Below are 15,751 nucleotides of genomic sequence, written 5' to 3' on the forward strand. Positions count from 1 at the left end.
ACTCAGACCATGGCCGACAACACCGCTTCCGACAGTCCCTCCCACGACGCGCGGCAGCGCGCCCATGTGGAGCCAGGTGGACCGTTCTGGCTGGACCACCTGGGCACCGCGATCGTGCGCAAGGGCAGCGTGTCCGAGATGGACAACAACGCCTATCTGATCACCTGTCGGCGCAGCGAGGAGCAGTTGCTCATCGACGCGGCCGCCGAGCCGGACCGGCTGCGTGATCTCGTGGCGGCAGGATCGGGGCGGCTCGACGTCCTGGTGACGACGCACCGGCACTGGGACCACCACCGGGCGCTGGCGGACCTCGTGCAGGGCTACTCCCCCCGCACGGCCGCAGGGGAGCAGGACGCGGGTGAGCTGCCGGTCACCCCGGACGTGGCGCTGGGTCACGGCGATCAGATCGCGGTGGGCGAGCTCAGCCTGGACGTGATCGCGCTGCGCGGACACACCCCGGGCTCGGTGGCCCTGGCCCTGACCGACGGGGCCGGGCGCGTGCATCTGTTCACCGGCGACAGCCTCTTCCCCGGCGGGCCGGGCAAGACCCCTGACGCCGCCGCGTTCACCTCGCTGATGGACGACCTCGAGTCCCGCGTCTTCGACGTCTATCCCGACAACACCGTGGTCCACCCCGGCCACGGGGACAGCACCACGATCGGCGCCGAGCGCCCGCACCTGACGACGTGGCGCGACCGCGGGTGGTGACAGACCCACCGTCCAGGGATCGCGGGGTCACCGCTGCGCTCCAGGGGCACCCCATCCTGCTGGTCCTCGCTGCGGTCCTGTCCGTCCAGTTCGGCGGTGCGCTGGCGGCCACCCTGCTGCCGCTCATCGGTGTCTTCGGGTCGGTGCTGCTGCGCATCCTGCTCGCCGCCGTCATGCTGGTGGCCCTGGTCCGCCCACGCTGGCGGGGCCGCAGCCGGGAGGACTGGCTGACGGTCACGATGTTCGCCCTCGCCCTCACCTGCATGAATGTGGCGTTCTATGCCTCCCTGGAGCGGCTGCCGATCGGCGTCGCGGTCACCATCGAGTTCCTCGGCCCGCTGACCCTCGCCGCAGCCATGTCCCGGCGGTGGCGAGACATCAGCGCGGTCGCCCTGGCGGTCGTGGGCGTCGTGCTGATCTCTGAGGTCCTGACCGTGCCCTGGGCCCAGATGGACCTGGTGGGCATCGGTCTGGCCGCGGCGGCCGGCGGCTTCTGGGCGTGCTACATCCTGCTCAGCGGTCGCACAGGTGCCCGGTTCGAGGGCCTGGACGGCATGGCCATCGCGCTGGTGATCGGCGGCGTGGCCATGCTGCCGCTGGGACTCTTCGACGCCGGCACCTCGCTCCTGGACGGAGAGGTCTTGTTGCGCGGACTGGGCATCGCGTTGTTGTCCTCGGCGATCCCCTACTCCCTCGAGCTGCTTGCCCTGCGCCGACTCTCGGCCGGTGTCTTCGGCATTCTGCTCAGCCTGGAGCCGGCCGCCGCTGCCCTCGCGGGTCTGTTGGTGCTGGGACAGACCCTGGCCCCCTCGCAGCTGGTCGGCATGGCCCTGGTGGTGTGCGCCAGCATCGCCGTCCTCGGTCGGCGCGGCCGGGTCTAGCTGTACTGCCCGGGGCGGTACATCTAGCGGGGGCGCGCCGAGCCATCCGCGTCCTCGGTGCCGGGAGTGTCCTCGTCCTGGTCATAGAACCCGGGCGAGGCGCCCTCGTGCACCGAGAGCTGCTCGACCTCGAGCCTCTTGGCGTCCCTGCTGCTCTTCAGGAGACTGAGGACCGTGGTGATCACGAGGATGCCGATGATGACGGTCAGGGACAGCCAGATCGGGATCTCCGGCGCCCACTCGAAGGGTTCACCGCCGTTGATGAAGCTCAGCTCGTTGACGTGCATCGCGTGGAAGATCAGCTTCAGGCCGATGAAGGCCAGCAGCACCGCCAGGCCTAGGCCCAGGTAGACCAGCTTGACCAGGAGGTTGCCGATGAGGAAGTAGAGCTGGCGCAGCCCCATCAGGGCGAAGATGTTGGCCATCAGGACCAGGAACGGGTCCTGGGTCAGGCCGAAGATCGCCGGGATCGAGTCGAGCGCAAAGAGCAGGTCGGTCATGCCCAGCGCCAGGATGACCAGCAGCATCGGGGTGAAGACGCGCTTGCCGTTCTGGACGGCGCTGAGCTTCTTGCCGTGGTCCCACGACTCAGTGAAGGGCAGCACCTTCTGCACAAACTTGATGAGCTTGCTCTCTTCTTCCGCGTCCTCCTCGTCGCCCCCGATGTTCTCCTTGGCCAGTTTGACCGCTGTGTAGATGAGGAAGGCGCCGAAGATGTAGAACACCCACGACCAGGCCTCGATGGCCTGCGCGCCGAGCATGATGAAGATGGCCCGGAGGATGAGCGCGATGACGATGCCGATCAGCAGCGCGTACTGCTGATACATCCGCGGCACCTTGAGGTTGGCCATGATGATGATGAAGATGAACAGGTTGTCGATGGACAACGAGTACTCCGTGAGCCACCCGGCGAAGAACTCGCCACCGAGCTGATTTCCGCCGACCACCCAGACATAGATCCCGAAGGCGACCGCCAGCCCCACATAGATGCTGAGGGCGGTGCCCGTCTCCCTGTTGCTCGGGACGTGCGGCCGCCGCCCAAGGATGATCACGTCGAAGAGGAGCACGATGATCATCGCGCCGACGAAGATCATGGCAGTGCTGGCGGGAACGAATGCGTTGTCGAACAAGGGGCGGTGGCCTTCCGGGGAGAACTACACGAGTGGCCGGAGGTCTCTCCCACCGGTCACTGACGACCGGCCGACTGCCCGGGCACCAGCATGGTGCCGTGATGACGGATAGCCGACGAGATGGGGATACTCCCCTCCGCACCGCACAATTCTCTCACAGCTGGGAGCCCCCGAGCTTCAGCCGGCGTGCTCACGCATCTGACGAAGCTCTTTCTTCAGATCGCCGATCTCGTCCCGCAACCGGGCGGCCAGCTCGAAGTGCAGGTCGGTGGCGGCCTGGTGCATCTGGTCACTGAGCTCATGGATCAGTTGCGCGAGCTCACTCGCCGGCAGGTCCTCGCGCCGGGCTCCCAGCGCGACGCTCGCGTCAGCGACCACCGCACCCGCGCCAGGACGCCCGCCCCGCTTGCCACGGGACTGCGAACGACCGCTGCCCATGAGGGACTCGGTGTCGGCGTCCTCCCGCTCCAGCAGGTCGGTGATGTCCGCGATCTTCTTGCGCAGCGGCGTCGGGTCGATCCCATGCTCAGTGTTGAACGCGACCTGCTTCTCCCGGCGGCGGTTCGTCTCGTCGATGGCCTGCTCCATGGAGGGGGTCATCTTGTCGGCATACATGTGGACCTGACCCGAGACGTTGCGCGCGGCACGACCGATCGTCTGGATCAGCGACCGCGACGAGCGCAGGAAGCCCTCCTTGTCGGCATCCAGGATGCTCACGAGCGAGACCTCCGGCAGGTCCAGTCCCTCGCGCAGCAGGTTGATGCCCACGAGCACGTCGTACTCGCCGAGGCGCAGCTCACGCAGCAGCTCCACCCGGCGCAGCGTGTCGATGTCTGAGTGCAGGTAGCGCACGCGCACACCCTTGTCCAGCAGGTAGTCGGTGAGGTCCTCGGCCATCTTCTTGGTCAGCGTGGTGACCAGCACGCGCTCGTTCTTGGCCGTCCGCTCGCCGATCTCGTGCAGCAGGTCATCGATCTGACCCTTCGTCGGCTTGAGCACCACCTCGGGGTCCACCAGGCCCGTGGGCCGGATGATCTGCTCGACCACGCCGTCCGCCCTGGCCATCTCGTAGTCGCCCGGGGTCGCGGACAGATAGACGGTCTGACCGACCCGGTCGAGGAACTCCTCCCACTTCAGCGGGCGGTTGTCCATCGCGCTGGGGAGCCGGAAGCCGTGGTCGACCAGGGTCCGCTTGCGGGACATGTCCCCTTCATACATCGCCCCGATCTGCGGCACGGTCACGTGCGACTCGTCGATGACCAGCAGGAAGTCCTCGGGGAAGTAGTCCAGCAGGCAGTTGGGCGCGGTGCCGGGCTCGCGACCGTCGATGTGCAGCGAGTAGTTCTCGATGCCGGAGCACGAGCCCACCTGGCGCATCATCTCGATGTCATAGGTCGTGCGCATCCGCAGGCGCTGCGCCTCGAGCAGCTTGCCCTCGCGCTCGAAGACCTCCAGCTGCTTGACCAGCTCGGCCTCGATGCCGGCCACGGCCCGCTCCATGCGCTCCGGCCCGGCCACGTAGTGAGACGCCGGAAACACATACATCTCCTGCTCCTCACGCACCACCTCCCCGGTCAGCGGGTTGAGCGTGTAGATCTTGTCGATCTCGTCGCCGAAGAACTCGATGCGGACGGCGAGCTCTTCGTATTGCGGGATGATCTCGACCGTGTCACCGCGCACCCGGAACGTGCCGCGCGTGAAGGCCATGTCGTTGCGGGTGTATTGCATGGTGACGAACTTGCGCAGCAGGTCGTCGCGCTCGATCTCATCACCGACCTTGAGCCGGACCATACGGTCGACATACTCCTGTGGGGTGCCCAGGCCGTAGATGCAGGACACGGACGCCACGACGACCACGTCACGCCGGGTGAGCAGCGAGTTGGTCGCCGAGTGGCGCAACCGCTCGACCTCGTCGTTGATCGAGGAGTCCTTCTCGATGTAGGTGTCCGTCTGCGGGACGTAGGCCTCGGGCTGGAAGTAGTCGTAGTAGCTGACGAAGTACTCGACCGCGGTGTGCGGCAGCAGCTCGCGGAACTCGTTGGCGAGCTGGGCGGCCAGCGTCTTGTTGGGGGCCATCACGAGGGTCGGGCGCTGCACCTGCTCGAGCAGCCAGGCGGTGGTCGCCGACTTGCCGGTGCCGGTGGCACCCAGGAGCACGACGTTCTGCTCGCCGCGGTTGATCCGCTCGGCGAGGTCCTTGATGGCAGCGGGCTGGTCACCGCTCGGCTGGAAGTCGGACTCGACACGGATCGGCGCGACGGTCCGCTGGAGGTCGGTGGTAGGTCGCATATCTTAGAAACTAACCCCCGGCACCGACAGTGTGTTCCCGCACGGTCAGCAGGACGGGCCGGCCCGGGTCGGCGGCGGCGTGCTGGCCATCCCCCACCTGCGGGAACCCGGCCTCGGTCAGGCGTTCCGCCACAGCGGCCGGAGGGGTGCCAGCTGTCAGCATCAGCAGCAGGGAGTCCGTCCCGGGGTCCAGGTCGGGGGGTCCGGCCAGGTCGTCGCCCAGGACATGCTCCAGCCGGGCACCGAGGCGTCCCAGCACCTCCGGGCCCGGCACCCCGCGCGCCGCCACAGCCCGACCCTGCTCCAGGTTGGCCAGATAGGGAGCCAGGCGCTCGGCATACAGACCCTGTGTGACAGACCGCAGCTCCTGGACGCTGCCCTCGTTGGTGAGCCACACGTCGGCCACCGCGCGGCGCGCGTCGTCGCTGGCCTGGGCGTCAATGCGCTGCTCGGCCTCGGCACGGTCCATGCCCCGCAACCGGACCAGCCGCTCGAGACGGGTCTCGCGTGAGGTCCCGACGATCACGACGAGGTGATAGCGCGGCGCATAACCCAGTTCGACCAGGAGCGGCACGTCGTGCACGAGGATGCTGCTGGGTGGTGCCGCGGCGACCACCTCCCTGGTGCGCTCAGCGATCAGCGGGTGGGTGATCCTCTCCAGCTCGCGGCGGGCGGCGGGGTCGGCAAAGACGATCCTCCCGAGGGCGGGCCGGTCCAGGGCCCCGTCCGGGGTGAGTATGCCGGACCCGAACCTGTGCGCGACCGCCTCAAGCCCGCGGGCGCCCGGCTCGACGACCTCCCGCGCCAGGGCGTCGGCGTCGATCACGACGACGCCGTGCCGGGCCAGTGCGGACGACACCGTGGACTTGCCCGAGCCGATTCCTCCGCTCAACCCGATCCACAACCTGTGGGCAGCGTCAACGGTGTGGGGCATCTGGCCAGCGTAACCAGGGTGCGGCAGACTCTCGCTATGGCACAGCGCATCGTGGTCACAGGAGGGGGCACGGGCATCGGTCGCGCCATCGCCACCGCCCTGCTCCCGCAGGCCAGCCAGATCGTCCTGGTGGGTCGGCGCGCGGAGGTGCTGCGCGAGACGGCCCGCGAGCTGGCTCCGCTGGCGCCGCCGGGGGTGCAGATCAGCCCGTTGGCGTGCGACCTCACCGTGCCGGCTGAGGTGGAGCAGCTCGCCGAGATCCTGCACCGCGGCCCCGCCATCGACGTGCTGGTCTGCAACGCCGGCGGCAACCTGGGAGTCGGGGCCGGGCCTGATCTTGCTTCGGTAGCGGACGGTTGGCGGGCGGACTTCGACGCCAACGTCCTGTCGGCCGTGTTGCTGACGCAGGCGTTGTTGGACCACATCCGCCGGCCGGGTGGTCGGATCATCGCCATGAGTTCCATTGCGGCACTGCGTGGTTCGGGATCGTATGGCGCGGCGAAGGCTGCCGTCAACGCCTGGGTGCTCTCGCTGGCGATGGAGCTGGCCGCGGACGGGGTCACCGTCAATGCGGTCGCGCCCGGCTTCGTGCCGGACACGCCGTTCTGGGAGGACCGCATCGCGGCAGACCCGTCGCTGCGGTCGAAACGGATTGCGACCATCCCGATGGGACGGTCCGGCACGCCGGAGGAGGTCGCGGCGGCGGTGGTCTATCTGGCCAGCCCGGGCGCCGCCTGGACGACCGGCCAGATCATCCAGGTCAACGGCGGGACGCTACTGGGCCGGGGATAGTCCTGCAGCGCGCGGCGCAAGCGGGACACCGCTGGTCGCACCACCACGGCCTCGGCTGAGTTTGCCCCGCGACCACGCTGACCTCCCGCGCCCCGCCCCGCGCCCATCATCCGACCTTCCACCCACCCGCTGCCTGGTCGGTGCGAGCGAATCGCCGTCGACGTCACGGCTAAGTGCTCGCATCGGCGCGTGTCTGCTCGCACCGGCGGTGGCGCGCGGACCACGGCCCTCTGGCAATGCGAACGGCCCGGCTCCCACAGGGGAAACCGGGCCGTTCGGCATACTCCGGCAGCCGCGTCAGCGGCTGGTCAGAGCGGTGCTCAGTTGCCGGTGAGCTTCTCGCGCAGGGCGGCGAGAGCCTCGTCGGAGGCCAGCGTGCCGGTCACTTCGGCCGGAGCGGCCGGGGTGGCGGGGTCACTGCCGCTGGAACTGCCCGAGGAGGAGTAGGACGCGGTGACGTCGGTCGCGACGTCAGCGGTCTCCTCGGCCTCGGACGCAGCCTCGACCTGGGCCTTGTGCGCCTCGAAGCGCTCGTGGGCCTCGGCGTACTCCTTCTCCCACTTCTCACGCTGCGTCTCGAAGCCCTCGAGCCACTCGTTGGTCTCGGAGTCGAAGCCCTCGGGGTACTTGTAGTTCCCCGCCTCGTCGTACTCCGCGGCCATGCCGTAGAGGGTCGGGTCGAACTCGGCCGTGACGGCGTCGTTGGCCTGCTTCAGCGACAGCGAGATGCGGCGACGCTCCAGGTCGATGTCGATGACCTTGACGAAGATGTCGGTGCCCACAGTGACGACCTGCTCCGGCAGCTCCACGTGGCGCTCAGCCAGCTCGGAGATGTGGACCAGGCCCTCGATGCCGTCCTCGACGCGAACGAACGCACCGAACGGCACCAGCTTGGTGACCTTGCCCGGCACGACCTGACCGATGGCGTGGGTGCGCGCGAAGTGCTGCCAGGGGTCTTCCTGGGTCGCCTTCAACGACAGGGAGACGCGCTCGCGGTCCATGTCGACGTCCAGCACCTCGACGGTGACCTCGTCGCCGACCTCCACGACCTCGCCCGGGTTGTCGATGTGCTTCCAGGACAGCTCGGAGACGTGGACCAGACCGTCCACGCCGCCACCCAGGTCGACGAACGCACCGAAGTTGACGATGCTGCTGACCACACCGGAGCGGACCTGGCCCTTCTGCAGCTCCTTGAGGAAGGTGGTGCGGACCTCGGACTGGGTCTGCTCGAGCCAGGCGCGGCGGGACAGGACCACGTTGTTGCGGTTCTTGTCCAGCTCGATGATCTTGGCCTCGATCTGCTGGCCGACGTAGGGCTGCAGGTCGCGCACGCGGCGCATCTCGACCAGGGAGGCAGGCAGGAAGCCGCGCAGGCCGATGTCCAGGATGAGGCCACCCTTGACGACCTCGATGACGGTGCCGGTGACGACCCCGTCCTCTTCCTTGATCTGCTCGATCGAGCCCCAGGCGCGCTCATACTGCGCACGCTTCTTGGACAGGATCAGACGACCTTCCTTGTCCTCCTTCTGGAGGACCAGGGCCTCGACCTCGTCGCCGACGTTGACGACCTCGGACGGGTCGACGTCGTGCTTGATGGCCAGCTCGCGAGAGGGGATGACACCCTCGGTCTTGTAGCCGATGTCGAGCAGGACCTCGTCCCGGTCGACCTTGACGATGACACCTTCGACGATGTCGCCGTCATTGAAGTTCTTGATCGTGGCGTCGATCGCTGCGAGGAGTTCTTCCTCAGATCCGATGTCGTTGATCGCGATCTGGGAGATGGCCTTCTCAGGCGCAGTTGCAGTCATGTAGTAGGGGCTCCGTAGTGTGGACATTCTGTGTGGACGGACCAACGGCGTCGGCCCACCCGGGATGGACAGTTGATGTGATGCGCGGGCACGCACAAGTGCACGCGACGCGCGGACCCACCTTACCCACCCACGCCACCGCTGGTCAATCCGGCACACTGCAGTCATGAGCACGTCACGGACCGGCTCCCCCACCCCCGCAGACACCACCGGGGCCGCTGCCCAGTATGCCGTGGGGCCGGCCGAGTCGGTCGACCGGCGGTGGGCCACGCAGGGCGAGAGCGTTGCAGCCAGCCGGCACTGGTGGGACGCCGAGGCCGACGACTACTACGAGGAGCACCGCGAGGTGCTCGGTGATGCCGAGCTGATGTGGGGCCCGGAGGGCATCTACGAGTCGGACCTGGGGCTGCTGGGTGACGTGGCGGGCCAGGACGTGCTCGAGTTCGGCGCGGGGGCGGCGCAGGGAAGCCGCTGGTGTGCCCGCACGGGAGCGCGTGCGGTCGCGACAGACATCTCAAGCGCCATGCTGACCCGTGGACGCGCTCTGGACACCGACCCTCAGACTGGCGCCCCGGCATACGTCCAGTGCGACGCGACCCGGCTGCCGTTCGGCGACACCACCTTCGACATCGTCTTCTCGGCCTACGGCGCGCTGCCGTTCGTGGCCGACTCCGAGGGCCTGCTCCAGGAGGTGGCCCGCGTGCTCCGGCCGGGCGGGCGGCTCGTCTTCTCCGTCAGCCACCCGATCCGCTGGACGCTGCCGGACGTCCCCGGCGAGGCCGGCCTGACCGTCCGGCATTCCTACTTCGACCGCAACGCCTACGTCGAGGCGGACGCGGCCGGCGCGGCGACCTACGTCGAGCACCACCGCACCATGGGCGACCGGGTCCGCGAGATCGTGGCGGCCGGCCTGCGGCTCACCGACCTGGTCGAGCCGCAGTGGCCCGAAGGAGCAACCCACGAGTGGGGCGGGTGGAGCCGGCTGCGCGGCAGGCTGGTCCCCGGGACGGCGATCTTCATCTGCCGCCGGGACCCCTGACGGGACCGCAGCGAGTCCATCCGTCGGCGGGGGTGCCCGTCCGGCTGGCGCACCGGCGCACCATGTCGTAGGTCACAGATCGGTCACCATGTGGGCCGATGGCCCCTGAATGCTGGACGTGGGGCCATGTCTGGCGTTTACTACCGGATGCGACACCTGACGGCTGTCGTCTGCCCCTGCCCCCCGAAGTGAGGTCCCGTGACCACGATCGGATCAATCAGGCCTGGCCAGCACGTGCCAGATGCCCTGCCGCCGACCAGGAGTTGGCGCACCCTGTGGATGATCATCACCGCATGCTTCGTCGTGCTGCTGCAGGGGGCCGCCCCCGCCAGCGCCCAGGGCGACGGCTCAGAGGTCGGCCTGGACGACAACGACTACAGCATCACCGCCAACGTCCGCTTCAACAACGAGCCCGTCCAGGACGTGCGCATCGTCGTCAGCGGTGGGGGCTACGAGGCCGAGGCGCTCACCAACGAACGCGGACAGGTCCGCGTCGGAGTGCCCACCACAGATGGCTACGACGTGCTTATCGACGAGGAGACGCTGCCCGAGGGGGTAGCCGTCGAGGGGGAGAACACCCAGTCCGTCGCCTTCGGGTCACAGTTTTTCGCCCCCGCCAACTTCTTCCTCGGTGAGGACGTGCGAGAGACGGCCAGCTTCTTGTCCCAGTTCGTCGAAAGACTGATGAACGGCATCAACTTCGGCCTGATGCTGGCGCTCGCCTCGATCGGCCTGTCGCTGATCTTTGGCACCACGGGGCTGACCAACTTCGCGCACGCAGAGATGGTCACCTTTGGTGCCATCTTCGCGCTGTGGATGGTGATGATCGACCTGCCGATCCTCGTGGCGATCGTCCTCGCGGTGATCGCCAGCGGCATCTTCGGGTGGTTGTTCGACGCCTCCCTCTGGAGACCGCTGCGCCGGCGCGGCATCGGGCTCGTGCAGATGATGATCCTGACGATCGGCTTCTCCCTGGCCCTGCGCTACATCTTCCTGATGCTCATTGGTGGTGGCACCACCCAGCTCCCGGGCTCCGGAGGCGTCAAGCACCAGATCATCGGCCCGATCCAACTGTCGACGATCGACATGGTCAGCATGGGCCTGAGCCTGCTCGTCCTGCTCGCAGTGTCCTACTGGTTGCTGCGCACCCGGATCGGCAAGGCCACCCGCGCGGTCGCTGACAACCGTCAGCTCGCCGCCGCCAGCGGCATCAACGTCGAGCGGGTGACCCGCATCGTCTGGGTCATCGGTGGAGCGCTGGCCGGCCTGTCCGGTGTCCTGTGGGCCTACTTCCGCCCGGGCATCAAGTGGGACATGGGCATGCAGATCTTGCTGCTCATCTTTGCCGCCGTCGTCCTCGGTGGTCTCGGCACCGCCTTCGGAGCGCTGGTCGGCTCACTGGTCATCGGAATCCTGGTCGAGGTGTCGACCCTCTGGATCCCGTCTGACATCAAGTATGTCGGCGCGCTCGGCGTGCTCGTCATCGTCCTGCTCGTCAGACCCCAGGGACTCCTGGGCCGACGCGAACGCGTCGGATAAAGGAGGCATGCAATGAACTGGGGTTCCATCCTCAACAACACGGCGAGCTTCATGCTCTCCCCGGAGACCATCGGGTTCATGCTGGCCGCCCTCGGCCTGGCTGTCCACTTCGGCTACGCGGGCCTGCTCAACTTCGGCATGGCCGGCTTCATGGCGATCGGGGCCTACGCCTACGCGATCTCCATCCTCAGCTTCGGCTTCCCCTGGTGGGCTGCGATCATCGTCAGCATCGTCGGTGCGGTGATCTTCGCGATCCTCCTGGGCATCCCGACCCTGAAACTGCGAGGCGACTATCTGGCCATCGTGACGATTGCTGCGGCCGAGATCGTGCGATTGCTCTTCCAGTCGCGCGTCTTTGACCAGTGGACCAACTCCGCAGATGGACTCGGTGGCTACCACACGAGCTTCCGGGAGGCCAACCCACTCCCGGCGGGCACCTTCGGGTTCGGTCCCTGGGAGTTCACCTCCGACCAGTGGTGGAGCCGCCTGTTCGGCCTGTTCCTGGTCGCCGTCGGTCTGCTCCTGGTGTGGCTGCTGATGCGCAGCCCGTGGGGCCGTGTGCTCAAGGGCATCCGTGAGGATGAGGACGCGGTCCGCTCACTGGGCAAGAACGTCTACCTCTACAAGATGCAGGCCCTCATCATCGGTGGTGTGCTCGGCGCGCTGGGTGGTGTGGTCATCGCCCTGCCCTCCGCGGTGATCCCGCAGTACTACCTGCCGAGCCTCACCTTCTTCGTGTGGACCGCCCTGCTCCTGGGTGGCGCTGCCACGCTGTTTGGCCCGATCCTCGGTGCCGTCATGTATTGGGGCGTCATGGCCTTCCTGGCCGGCGTCCTCCCAGCCATGGCCAGCGAGGGCTGGCTGCCCATGTCGTCCACCGCGGCCGGCAACTTCCGGTTCGTCCTCGTCGGCGCCGCCCTGATGCTCCTCGTCGCATTCCGACCACAGGGCCTCCTGGGCAAGAAGAAGGAGATGACCTTTGTCAAGTAGCAGCCCAGACCCCACCGTTCCAGACCTGCCGGACGCTGGCGGGGGCCCTGAGCTCAAGGGAGTCGACGAGGACACTCTCGTCGAGACCCTCGAAGTCGAGCCGACTCACCAGATCCAGACGTCGACCGGCCTTGCCAAGGGGCCACCTGCCCCCGGCGTGGCCAAGACTGACCCCATCATGATCGCGGACCGCATCACCCGCTCCTTCGGTGGTGTTCAGGCGGTCGACGTCGAGCACCTCGAGATCCCCCGCAACGCGATCACCGCGCTCATCGGACCCAACGGTGCGGGCAAGACCACCTTGTTCAACCTGCTGAGCGGTTTCGACAAGCCCGACACCGGGGCCTGGTCGTTCAACGGCCGCGCCCTCGCCGGGATCCCCGCCTTCAAGTCCGCCCGGATGGGTCAGGTCCGCACCTTCCAGCTCACCAAGGTGCTCGCCCGACTCACCGTGCTCGAGAGCATGAAGCTGGGTGCCACGGGCCAACGTGGCGAGTCCATGCTGGCCGCGGTCGTGCCTGCCCTCTGGAGCTCCCAGGAGCGGGAGATCGAGCAACGCGCGCTCCGGCTCTTGAAGAAGTTCAACCTCTTCGAGAAGAAGGATGACTACTCCGCGAGCCTCTCCGGAGGTCAGCGCAAACTGCTCGAGATGGCACGCGCCCTCATGACCGAGCCCGAGTTCGTGCTGCTGGACGAGCCAATGGCGGGCGTCAACCCGGCGCTGGTGCAGTCTCTGCTCGACCATGTGCTCGACCTGAAGGCCGAGGGCATGACCGTCCTCTTCGTCGAGCACGACATGCACATGGTGCGCCACATCGCCGACTGGGTCGTCGTCATGGCCGAGGGACGCGTCGTGGCAGAGGGCCCGCCCTACGAGGTGATGCGAGACCCGGCAGTGATCGATGCCTATCTCGGCAGCCACCTGGATGCGGACATCGGTGTCATCACCGGACGCTACGACGAGGAGGGGAACAAACTCCCATGAGCGACTCCAGCACCCCCACGACCACGCCGGAGGCACAGTCGCCGGGGCGGAACACGGGCGAAATCGTGATCGATGTGCAGAACGTGACCGCAGGCTACCTCCCGGGCATCGACATCCTCACCGACACCAACCTGCAGGCCTACGACGGTGAGCTCATCGGCATCATCGGGCCCAACGGTGCGGGCAAGTCGACCCTCCTGAAGGCGATCTTTGGGATGGTCCAGGTCCGCAACGGGTCGATCTCCCTCCGCGGCGAGGACATCAGCAACCTCAAGGCCAACGAACTGGTCGCCAAGGGTGTCGGTCTGGTCCCCCAGACCGAAAACGTCTTCCCGACCCTGACCATCCGGGAGAACCTCGAGATGGGCGCCTTCCAGAAGCCTGCGGGAGTCAAGGAGAACCTCGAGTTCGTCATCGACATCTTCCCTGCCCTGGGTGACCGTCTGAACCAGGTTGCCGGATCGCTCAGCGGTGGCGAACGCCAGATGGTGGCAATGTCACGTGCGCTGATGATGCGCCCCGAGGTCCTCCTTCTCGATGAGCCCTCAGCGGGCCTGTCGCCGGTGCGGCAGGACGACGCCTTCATCCGCGTCTCATCGATCAACAAGGCTGGCGTCACGACCATCATGGTCGAGCAGAACGCGCGCCGTTGCCTGCAGATCTGCGACCGCGCCTACGTCCTCGATCAGGGGCACGACGCCCACACAGGCACCGGCCGAGAGCTGCTCAACGACGAGAAGGTCATCGGGCTCTACCTCGGCACGCTGGGCCAGGAGTCCGCTTAGCTGGCCCACGCGGCGCACAGGGGACCCGACGGTCACCTGCCTGCTGCATCACAGCACCACGGCCCTCGGGTGATCATCGCCCGGGGGCCGTTCTGTGTCCGCTCCGCCACCGCCAGACCCGGGGCGGGCGTCGCGGGGTGGGGGGAAGCGGCCCCAGCGTGCACATGAACTCTGCAGCCGACGACACGCCCAAGCAGGGCGGCCCCAGCGTGCACATGAACTCTGCAGCCGACGACACGCCGAAGCAGGGCGGCCCCAGCGTGCGCGTGAACTCTTGAGCCGACGTGCCGGGGGTCGACGTGGCGGGGGGTCGACGTGGCGGGGAGCCGACGTGTGATGGCGGGTGCGCGCGTCGGCCGGGTGCAGGACGCCTCCCGGAAATGACAAGGCCCCCGGGAGAAACCTCCCGGGGGCCTCGCGCTGGGTCACCGACCCAGCGGCAGAGCGTCAGTTCTGGCGAACCAGGCTGTTGTTCTCGTCGTACTGGAAGATGCCGATGGTGGCCTCGGTCGGGTCACCAGCCGCGTTGAAGGTGATCGGCCCGGAAGGACCGTCGTAGTCAACGACCGTGCCCTCGATGATGGCAGCCGCAGCGTCGGCGAACGTGGTGAACTTCTCACCATCGCCAGTCCCACCGGACACCTGACCCATCCAGGTGGCCATGTCCGGACCCTCGATCGAGTTGGCAGCCAGGGCGGACAGCGCCGCCAGGATGATCGCGTCGTAGGTCTCGGCGGCGTAGTTGAAGTCCACGAGCTCCTCGCCCGAGTGCTCCTCCCAGCCAGCCACCAGCTCGGTCCGGAAGTCGTCCTCCAGGGCCGGGCCAGGCGTCGTGCCCTTCGAACCCTCGAGCGTGCCAGGGTCAAAGTCCTCGCTGAAGTCGGCGATGTTGCCGTCCACGAAGTACAGGCTGCTCATGTCAACGCCAGCCGACTCGAGCGCCGGGATGATCGTCTTGATCTCCTCAAAGGTGATCAGGGCGAGCGCGTCCGGGTCTGCGGCCAGGATGGAGCTGATCTGCGCGTCGAACGTGGTGTCACCAGCGTTGTAGGACTCGGAGGCGACAACGGTGCCGTTGGCGTTCTCGAACGTCGTGGTGAGCTGGGCCTCAAGGCCGGTGCCGTAGGCGTCGTTCAGATAGAGAATGCCGAGGTTGACCACCCCGTCGGACGCAATGAGGTTGCCCAGCACCTCGCCCTGGAGCAGATCCGAGGGGGCCGTGCGCCAGTAGAGGCCGTTGTCCGGCCAGTCGGTGAACTCCGGGGCCGTGTTGGCCGGGGAGATCATCAGCGTGTCAGCGGCCACGACCTCGTCGATGAACAACTTGGAGACACCAGAGGAGGCGGCTCCGATGATCACGCTGTTGTCCGCGTTGAGCAGCTGCGGGACGGTCGTCGCATAGGCGCGGTTGTCGGGGTCTCCGGAGTCGCCGAGCGTCAGCTCGATCTGGATGCCCACGTCAGCTTCGTTGATGTCCTTGGCGGCCATCAGGGCGCCGGCCTCTTCGGGCGGGCCCAGGAACGCGAGGGCACCTGTCTGCGGCAGCACGGTGCCGACCTTGAGCACCAGGTCGCGCTCGCCGGCCTCGGGCGCACCCGGGTCCTCAGCGGCAGCCGGCGCGTCCCCGGTGGACTCGGTGTCGTCGCCGGTTGCGTCGTCGCCCTCCGCCGCTGCGTCGGGGGTCTCATCGTCACCGTCGTCACCGTCGCCCCCGCACGCAGCGAGGATGAGGGACGACGCGGCCAGCACTGCAATTCCGCGGGCGGTCACGGACGTCCGCTTGCGGAGAGTAGATGAACTCATGTTGCTCCTTGCTAGTCGTGATTTGTCGCGATGCATCCAGGGGATGGGGCACCTCACGTATGTGCAAG

General features: G+C 67.5%; 13 protein-coding genes. 8 read left to right on the top strand and 5 right to left on the bottom strand.

Features of this window, described 5'->3' with window-relative positions:
• The first annotated feature begins 9 nt into the window (after nucleotides 1-9).
• Nucleotides 10-708: an MBL fold metallo-hydrolase gene (locus NF557_RS09690; RefSeq protein WP_252619022.1), complete on the top strand. Its 699-nt coding sequence runs from the start codon at nucleotides 10-12 to the stop codon at nucleotides 706-708.
• Nucleotides 705-1,589: an EamA family transporter gene (locus NF557_RS09695; RefSeq protein WP_252619023.1), complete on the top strand. Its 885-nt coding sequence runs from the start codon at nucleotides 705-707 to the stop codon at nucleotides 1,587-1,589. Before NF557_RS09690 ends, NF557_RS09695 begins: the two co-directional genes overlap by 4 nt.
• Before the next feature lie 23 nt (nucleotides 1,590-1,612).
• Here the strand turns inward: NF557_RS09695 and NF557_RS09700 are convergent, their stop codons facing one another.
• The 3 genes from NF557_RS09700 to coaE form a co-directional block, all read right to left on the bottom strand.
• Nucleotides 1,613-2,683 (bottom strand): TerC/Alx family metal homeostasis membrane protein, encoded by a 1,071-nt coding sequence (locus NF557_RS09700; protein WP_256855776.1) that lies wholly within the window; start codon nucleotides 2,681-2,683, stop codon nucleotides 1,613-1,615.
• 213 nt (nucleotides 2,684-2,896) lie between these two features.
• Nucleotides 2,897-5,008: an excinuclease ABC subunit UvrB gene (gene uvrB / locus NF557_RS09705; RefSeq protein WP_252619024.1), complete on the bottom strand. Its 2,112-nt coding sequence runs from the start codon at nucleotides 5,006-5,008 to the stop codon at nucleotides 2,897-2,899.
• Nucleotides 5,009-5,018: 10 nt separating this feature from the next.
• Nucleotides 5,019-5,942 carry a dephospho-CoA kinase gene (gene coaE, locus NF557_RS09710; protein ID WP_252619026.1) on the bottom strand — a complete coding sequence of 308 codons (924 nt, stop codon included), beginning with the start codon at nucleotides 5,940-5,942 and terminating at the stop codon, nucleotides 5,019-5,021.
• A 36-nt stretch (nucleotides 5,943-5,978) separates the two neighbouring features.
• Here coaE and NF557_RS09715 point away from each other — a divergent pair, with 36 nt between their 5' ends.
• Entirely contained in the window at nucleotides 5,979-6,734 is a 756-nt protein-coding gene (locus tag NF557_RS09715) for an SDR family NAD(P)-dependent oxidoreductase (RefSeq protein ID WP_252619028.1), read from the top strand.
• A gap of 320 nt (nucleotides 6,735-7,054) precedes the next feature.
• Here the strand turns inward: NF557_RS09715 and rpsA are convergent, their stop codons facing one another.
• On the bottom strand, nucleotides 7,055-8,542 hold the full coding sequence (gene rpsA, locus NF557_RS09720; RefSeq protein ID WP_252619030.1) for a 30S ribosomal protein S1: 1,488 nt from the start codon (nucleotides 8,540-8,542) through the stop codon (nucleotides 7,055-7,057).
• A gap of 166 nt (nucleotides 8,543-8,708) precedes the next feature.
• Here rpsA and NF557_RS09725 point away from each other — a divergent pair, with 166 nt between their 5' ends.
• The 5 genes from NF557_RS09725 to NF557_RS09745 all read left to right on the top strand — a co-directional run bounded on the left by NF557_RS09725 (nucleotide 8,709) and on the right by NF557_RS09745 (nucleotide 13,880).
• Nucleotides 8,709-9,581 (top strand): class I SAM-dependent methyltransferase, encoded by an 873-nt coding sequence (locus NF557_RS09725; protein ID WP_252619031.1) that lies wholly within the window; start codon nucleotides 8,709-8,711, stop codon nucleotides 9,579-9,581.
• 279 nt (nucleotides 9,582-9,860) lie between these two features.
• The gene (locus NF557_RS09730) at nucleotides 9,861-11,120 is read left to right on the top strand and encodes a branched-chain amino acid ABC transporter permease (protein WP_252619032.1); all 1,260 of its coding nucleotides are present in this window, start codon (nucleotides 9,861-9,863) and stop codon (nucleotides 11,118-11,120) included.
• A gap of 12 nt (nucleotides 11,121-11,132) precedes the next feature.
• Nucleotides 11,133-12,110 (top strand): branched-chain amino acid ABC transporter permease, encoded by a 978-nt coding sequence (locus tag NF557_RS09735; protein ID WP_252619033.1) that lies wholly within the window; start codon nucleotides 11,133-11,135, stop codon nucleotides 12,108-12,110.
• Between the two features lie 178 nt (nucleotides 12,111-12,288).
• Nucleotides 12,289-13,095 carry an ABC transporter ATP-binding protein gene (locus NF557_RS09740; RefSeq protein WP_252624069.1) on the top strand — a complete coding sequence of 269 codons (807 nt, stop codon included), beginning with the start codon at nucleotides 12,289-12,291 and terminating at the stop codon, nucleotides 13,093-13,095.
• A complete protein-coding gene (locus tag NF557_RS09745; protein WP_252619034.1) occupies nucleotides 13,092-13,880 on the top strand; it encodes an ABC transporter ATP-binding protein in 789 nt (262 codons plus the stop codon). Before NF557_RS09740 ends, NF557_RS09745 begins: the two co-directional genes overlap by 4 nt.
• 447 nt (nucleotides 13,881-14,327) lie before the next feature.
• Here NF557_RS09745 and NF557_RS09750 read toward each other — a convergent pair whose 3' ends face one another.
• Nucleotides 14,328-15,683, bottom strand: a complete 1,356-nt coding sequence (locus NF557_RS09750) for an ABC transporter substrate-binding protein (protein ID WP_252619035.1) — start codon at nucleotides 15,681-15,683, stop codon at nucleotides 14,328-14,330.
• Between the last annotated feature and the right edge of the window lie 68 nt (nucleotides 15,684-15,751).

Source organism: Ornithinimicrobium cryptoxanthini, assembly GCF_023923205.1.
Classification (GTDB): domain Bacteria; phylum Actinomycetota; class Actinomycetes; order Actinomycetales; family Dermatophilaceae; genus Ornithinicoccus; species Ornithinicoccus cryptoxanthini.

Bases quoted from the DNA above. Each gene is read 5' to 3' on its own strand.
- uvrB (WP_252619024.1), bottom strand. From the start codon at position 5,008: ATGCGACCTACCACCGACCTCCAGCGGACCGTCGCGCCGATCCGTGTC.
- NF557_RS09730 (WP_252619032.1), top strand. From the start codon at position 9,861: ATGATCATCACCGCATGCTTCGTCGTGCTGCTGCAGGGGGCCGCCCCC.
- NF557_RS09750 (WP_252619035.1), bottom strand. From the start codon at position 15,683: ATGAGTTCATCTACTCTCCGCAAGCGGACGTCCGTGACCGCCCGCGGA.
- NF557_RS09700 (WP_256855776.1), bottom strand. From the start codon at position 2,683: ATGATCTTCGTCGGCGCGATGATCATCGTGCTCCTCTTCGACGTGATC.
- rpsA (WP_252619030.1), bottom strand. From the start codon at position 8,542: ATGACTGCAACTGCGCCTGAGAAGGCCATCTCCCAGATCGCGATCAAC.
- NF557_RS09725 (WP_252619031.1), top strand. From the start codon at position 8,709: ATGAGCACGTCACGGACCGGCTCCCCCACCCCCGCAGACACCACCGGG.
- NF557_RS09715 (WP_252619028.1), top strand. From the start codon at position 5,979: ATGGCACAGCGCATCGTGGTCACAGGAGGGGGCACGGGCATCGGTCGC.
- NF557_RS09690 (WP_252619022.1), top strand. From the start codon at position 10: ATGGCCGACAACACCGCTTCCGACAGTCCCTCCCACGACGCGCGGCAG.
- coaE (WP_252619026.1), bottom strand. From the start codon at position 5,942: ATGCCCCACACCGTTGACGCTGCCCACAGGTTGTGGATCGGGTTGAGC.
- NF557_RS09735 (WP_252619033.1), top strand. From the start codon at position 11,133: ATGAACTGGGGTTCCATCCTCAACAACACGGCGAGCTTCATGCTCTCC.
- NF557_RS09740 (WP_252624069.1), top strand. From the start codon at position 12,289: ATGATCGCGGACCGCATCACCCGCTCCTTCGGTGGTGTTCAGGCGGTC.
- NF557_RS09745 (WP_252619034.1), top strand. From the start codon at position 13,092: ATGAGCGACTCCAGCACCCCCACGACCACGCCGGAGGCACAGTCGCCG.